The organism is Streptomyces sp. MS191 (genome assembly GCF_008042125.1).
GTDB lineage: Bacteria > Actinomycetota > Actinomycetes > Streptomycetales > Streptomycetaceae > Streptomyces.
In genome coordinates, this window is sequence record NZ_RDBI01000040.1 from 2598221 (window position 1) to 2603611 (window position 5391).

The window sequence follows — 5391 nt, forward strand, 5'->3', positions numbered from 1 at the left end:
TCGCGCCCGAGCAGATGCTGGGCGCCGAGCCGGACTTCCCGGCCGACCTGTTCGCGGTCGGCCTGGTCGCGCTCTACCTGCTCCAGGGACAGAAGCCCGACTCGCGGGCCCTGATCGAGTACTTCATGGCGCACGGCACCCCGGGCGCCCCGGAGGGCATCCCGGAGCCGCTGTGGCAGGTGCTCGCCGGTCTGCTGCAGCCCGACCCGCATGCTCGCTTCCGGACGGCCACCGGCGCGCGCAAGGCGCTCGGCTCCGCCGTCGAGCTGCTGGCCGATCCGGGCGCCGACGACGAGCCCGTCGAGGTCTTCGACCAGATCGGCCCGCTGCCGCCCGGCTTCGGGCCGAACGGCCCCGAGGCGCCGGCCGCCCGCGCGGCAGGGCGGACGGAGCAGGACACCCCCGCCGAGCCGCGGACGCCGTCCGCTCCGCCACAGGCCGAGGAGCCGTCCCCGCAGCCGCTGCCCGGCCCCTCGGAGACGGGCAGCTTCCATCTGCCGCCGCCGCCCCGCCAGGCCGTCCGGAAGCGAGCATGCGGGTCGGGCTGCAGCAGACCGGCGAGCACCTGCCACAGCGGCTCCGGGATGCCCTCCGGGGCGCCCGGGGTGCCGTGCGCCATGAAGTACTCGATCAGGGCCCGCGAGTCGGGCTTCTGTCCCTGGAGCAGGTAGAGCGCGACCAGGCCGACCGCGAACAGGTCGGCCGGGAAGTCCGGCTCGGCGCCCAGCATCTGCTCGGGCGCGAAGTAACCGGGCGTCCCCACCACGTAGTTGGTCTCGGTCAGGCGGGGCTCGCCCTTGCGCATCGAGATCCCGAAATCGGACAGCCGCAGATGCGGCCGTCCGGTCCCGGTGACGTCGAGCAGGATGTTCGCCGGCTTGATGTCACGGTGCACGACCCCCTCGGCGTGCACCGCCGCCAGACCCGCCAGCAGCTGGTCCAGCAGGGTGCAGACGAAGCGGGGCGGCAGCGGGCCGTAGTCCCCGATGACGTGCGCCAGGGAACCGCCGGCCACCAGATCCATGGTGAACAGCACCTTGTCGTCGTCCGCGGCCCAGCTGGCCGGGGCGAGGACGTGCGGGTGGTCGATCCTGAGCGCCTGCTCGCGCACGAAGCGCAGCAGGGTGTGGGCGTCGCTCTGCTGGAGGACCTTCGCCGCCACGTACCGCCGGCGTCGCTGGTCCCAGGCACGCCAGACGGCGCCGACACCACCTCGTCCGATCGGGTCGATCAGTTCGTACCGACCAGCGAAAACCTCACCCATCGCGCTGCGCCCGCTCCCCGTCGTGCCGTGCCGGCGAGGCCGAGTGGGCCCTGCCGGCGGCTCTGCGTCAGTTCTGGTGCGACTCGTAGTGGGCGACCGCGTCGGCGGTGCGCCCGGCGCCGTACACCCGGAGGAACTCTGCCAGCTCCGGGTGGGCCGGGGCGAGGGAGTCCGCCGCATCGATGATGTCGCCCGCGGCGGACACCGACCGCAGCAGCGACTGGATCTCGCGCACCACCCGGCGCACGGTCGGCGCGCCCGAGCTGGTCGTCGTCTGGCTCGTACCGGTCAGGACGGACCCTCCCTGGGACTTCTTGATCTCGTCCATCCGGTCGGTGGCCTCGGCGGCGCTCACGCTGCCGTCGGCGACCTGACTCGCGAGCTCCTGCAGGGCCTGGACGCGCTGCACGACGGCCGGGTTGCCGATCTTGGCCCGCTGGCCGCTCATCAGCTGGGAGAGCATGGGTGCGGACAGTCCGAGCACGGCCGCCAGCCTGGCCTGGTTCAGCCCGAGATCGTCGATCAGCCGACGGAAGAGCGCCCCCAGCGGCTCTCCGTACCAACTGCGCTGAAGCTCCCGGGCTCTTGCCGTGGCTTCCTGCTGCGCTGCATCCATTACTTCTCCCCATCCCTGCGGTTCGCCACTGCGAACCTCGATCAGCATCTTACGGAGCGTGGTCGCCCACCGGGAGTCCCAATGTTTTTGCGGGATACGGGGGGTGACCCGGTACTCTGTTCTCGTTCCGGGGCCTTAGCTCAGTTGGTAGAGCGCTGTCTTTGCATGGCAGATGTCAGGGGTTCGACTCCCCTAGGCTCCACCGGAAAAGAGGCCCTCCGACCTGCGTTCTCGCAGATCGGAGGGCCTTTTGGGTGGAGATGGGCCCCTCGTCCGGTACCGTCCCYAAGCCCTACGGGGTCCGGGGCCGCCCCGGATGCGGCAAGTGGCCCGCTTTCCGGGCCCCCCAATGGGGCCCTCGCGACCGCCGGGCCACCCGCCCCTGGCGTCGTGTCCATGGCGAACCCCCTTCCTGCCTCCGGGGCTCCCCGCGCCCTCCTCCTCGCCCAGCTGAGCAACGCGATCGGCGACGGCGCCTTCCACGTCTCCTCGGCGCTCTCCTTCACCCGGATCGTCGGCCTCTCCACCGCCCGGATCGGCATCGGCCTCACCCTGGCCCGGGCCGTCGGCTCGCTCGTCGGCGTACCGCTCGGACACCTCGCCGACCGGCACGGACCGCGCACGACCGGCCTGCCGGAGGCCGTCCGGGCGGTGCGCGGCTCGGGTGTCGTCATGCTCGCCTCGTGCGCGGTCTTCGCCCTGACCGCGGCCGGCCCCGGCACGTGGACGACGGTCGCCGTCCTCGTCCTCGGCGCCGCCCTCCAGGTCGCCGCCGAGATGCGGCACTCCGCCGGGGCCCGGCAGATCGGCCTCGCGCTCGCCCCGGCCGACCGGATCGGCCAGTACCAGGGCTTCTACGGCACCGGGGTCCCGCTCGCCCGCACGCTCGGCCCCCTGCTGGTGACCACGTTCCTGGTGACCTGGGGCGTCCCGGGATGGTTCGTGTTCGGCGGGATCTTCCTGCTGGCCGCGGCGGCGACGGCGCCCGCCGTGCGCCGGGCGGAGCGCTCCCGTCCGCCGGCCGGGCGGCCTGCCGAGCGCGCGACCGCGCCGCCCGCGTCGGCGTCCGGCGGCGAGCTCGCCGGCAGTCGCTGAGCCGGACGGGTGGTGTTCATCGGAAGAACTGCGCGGCAGCGGCGTCGCTCCGGGCATTCCGGGGCCGCGTACACATCATGAGAAAGGTATGTAAAGCGCGCAACCCGAAATGAACCATCCGAGAACGTCCCGCAAGAGAAAGCGAGGGGCCATGGCCACCGCCAAGGTCAAGCAGTTCTGGACCGCCTTCATCTCCGTACTCTTCGCCCTGCTCGCCTCGGTCGGCCTGGCGAGCACCGCCACCGCCGCGCAGGCACCCGCCGTCCAGCAGCCGGAGGAGCCGGCCACCGGCACCACCGTCCACACCGCCGAGACGCGCGCACTGGCCGCCGTGCCGGAACAGCGAGCGCACCAGTGGAACCCGGTCCGCGACCGCTCCCTGCCGCCGACGATCAAGCAGCGCATCGGCGCCGAGGCGCACGGATCCTCGCCCTCCGTACGCCACCTGCGCGCCGACTCCTCGACCGACACCGACGCCGCCGAGCAGTCCGAGCTGTCGGGCGTGGCCCTTGCCTCCGCGGCGTGACGCCGTCGCCGCTTCCGTCGGCCTCGCGCACGTCGTCACCGGCGTCCGCCCGTCCGGCCCGATCGACCGGCCGTCCACCGGGACGCAGGAAGTCGCCGTCCCGATCCCCGCAGTCCCCGCAGTCCCCGAAGTACAGGCAGCCCGGGCAGCCGTTGCGGCCCAGGCGGACGGTGCGGCTCGGACAGGCCGCGCGGTCCAGGCAGCCGGACGGTCCGTGCGGGTCACGCGGGCCCGTGCACGTCCCGTCGAACCGACCGAACCGACCGAACCCGCGGCAGGCGTGGTCCAGCCGGAACCCACAGCCCGTCCCGGAACCGCGGCCCATTCAGCCCGCCCGAACCCCTCAGCCCGCCGGAGTCGGCCGGCCCGTCCCGCACACGCAGAGATTCCCCGACACGCGAACCACCCGGAACGCGCACGCCGTACGGCTCACGCATTCCAGGCGGCCCACGCAGTGAGATCCCGCGGTCAGCGGCGCTCGTCGCCCTTCGGCTCCTCCCCGGAGGCATCGGCCTCGGCCTGCTTGGCCTCCACCTCGGCTTCGAGAGACCCACTGCCGTCGACGGACGACAGGGTCGTCTTCTCGTCCACCTCGGTGGGAGCGGGCGGCTCGACCAGCCAGTCGGGGTTGGCCTGCTTGTCCCACCACTTCCATGCGGCGAACGCGCAGCCGGCCAGCAGGCCGACGACGACGAGCCGCTTGGCGACGCGTCCGGCGGTGGCCCGACGCTCGTGCTTCCTCACGATCTTCTGAATCTCCTTCGGCGTCACCTGACCGCGGAGCGCGGCCCAGGCGGCGAGGGAGCGTGACCCTGCCTCGTCGAGAACGGGACCGGTCGCGGCGACCGCGTTCTCCACGCGCGGAACGGTGTAGTCGGCTGCCTGACGGGCGGCCTTGCGGGTCTCGAGCGCTGCGCGTTGCGCCGCGTCCTCGACCTGCGGCGGTACATGCGGTGCGACGTAGGCGTCGTACTGCACACGTGCCTGGGCGCGGGCCTGTTGAGCGGCCTTCGAGACCTTCGGCGCGAGTCGGACGCGTGCCTCGTGCGCATAGAGCGCGGCGTGGTCTTTTGCCGTGCCTGCGTACTGCACGGCGTGCTCCCTGGCCGTGACGGCGTAGGGCGCCACCACATCCGCCGCGTGCAGCACGCTTTCCCTGGCCGAATCGGTCGCGGCGCGCACGCTGTCCATCCGGGTCACGAGAACCTCCTCCTCGATGGCGGTGTCTGTTTTTCGCCTGTCCACCCTTTTCGAAATCATGCCTGCCCTTTCGCGGTCCGGCATGCGGGGCGGGCATCCGGGGCATGCGAGGATCGGATCCGCCAGCACACCTGAGGGAAGGCGGATCGTGGCCGAGCAGCTCTACGCCACTCTGAAGACCAGCCACGGCGACATCGAGATCCGGCTGATGCCGTTCCACGCGCCGAAGACGGTCAAGAACTTCGTCGAACTCGCCAAGGGCGAGCGCGAGTGGACCGACCCCACCACCGGCAAGGTCTCCACGGACCCCCTCTACGACGGCACGGTCTTCCACCGGGTCATCAAGGACTTCATGATCCAGGGCGGCGATCCGCTCGGCAACGGCACCGGCGGCCCCGGCTACGAGTTCGCCGACGAGTTCCACCCCGAGCTGTACTTCGACCGTCCCTACCTGCTGGCCATGGCCAACGCGGGGCCGGGCACCAACGGGTCGCAGTTCTTCATCACGGTGAGCGCCACGATGTGGCTGAACCGCAAGCACACCATCTTCGGCGAGGTGGTCGGGGCGCAGAGCAAGAAGGTCGTCGACGCGATCGCCACCACCGAGACCACGCCGCGCACGGAGCGGCCGGTCCGGGACGTGGTCATCGAGACCGTGGTCATCGAGAGCCGCTGACCTCACGCACCTGC

General features: G+C 72.0%; 5 protein-coding genes, 1 tRNA gene and 1 pseudogene. 4 read left to right on the forward strand and 3 right to left on the reverse strand.

Annotated features, from left to right (window positions below; translation table 11 throughout):
• Positions 1 to 514: 514 nt before the first annotated feature.
• Together EAO71_RS40070 and EAO71_RS19010 are read right to left on the reverse strand one after the other, a co-directional pair.
• Positions 515 to 1264: pseudogene (locus EAO71_RS40070) on the reverse strand (serine/threonine-protein kinase); the annotation flags it as partial.
• Between the two features lie 67 nt (positions 1265 to 1331).
• Complete coding sequence (locus tag EAO71_RS19010) at positions 1332 to 1880, reverse strand: helix-turn-helix domain-containing protein (RefSeq protein WP_147978804.1); 549 nt, start codon at positions 1878 to 1880, stop codon at positions 1332 to 1334.
• 129 nt (positions 1881 to 2009) lie between these two features.
• Between EAO71_RS19010 and EAO71_RS19015 the strand changes: the two genes are divergently transcribed.
• The 3 genes from EAO71_RS19015 to EAO71_RS19025 all read left to right on the forward strand — a co-directional run bounded on the left by EAO71_RS19015 (position 2010) and on the right by EAO71_RS19025 (position 3501).
• A tRNA-Ala gene (locus EAO71_RS19015) sits at positions 2010 to 2082 on the forward strand.
• Positions 2083 to 2276: 194 nt separating this feature from the next.
• A complete protein-coding gene (locus EAO71_RS19020) occupies positions 2277 to 2975 on the forward strand; it encodes an MFS transporter (protein WP_147978805.1) in 699 nt (232 codons plus the stop codon).
• 151 nt (positions 2976 to 3126) lie between these two features.
• On the forward strand, positions 3127 to 3501 hold the full coding sequence (locus EAO71_RS19025) for a DUF6344 domain-containing protein (protein ID WP_147978806.1): 375 nt from the start codon (positions 3127 to 3129) through the stop codon (positions 3499 to 3501).
• 468 nt (positions 3502 to 3969) lie between these two features.
• On the opposite strand, the gene EAO71_RS19030 is transcribed toward EAO71_RS19025, so the two are convergent.
• Positions 3970 to 4701, reverse strand: coding sequence for a DUF5324 family protein (locus tag EAO71_RS19030; protein ID WP_147979386.1), 732 nt, complete (start codon positions 4699 to 4701; stop codon positions 3970 to 3972).
• A 148-nt stretch (positions 4702 to 4849) separates the two neighbouring features.
• Between EAO71_RS19030 and EAO71_RS19035 the strand changes: the two genes are divergently transcribed.
• Positions 4850 to 5377: a peptidylprolyl isomerase gene (locus EAO71_RS19035; protein ID WP_147978807.1), complete on the forward strand. Its 528-nt coding sequence runs from the start codon at positions 4850 to 4852 to the stop codon at positions 5375 to 5377.
• The last annotated feature ends 14 nt before the right edge of the window (positions 5378 to 5391 follow it).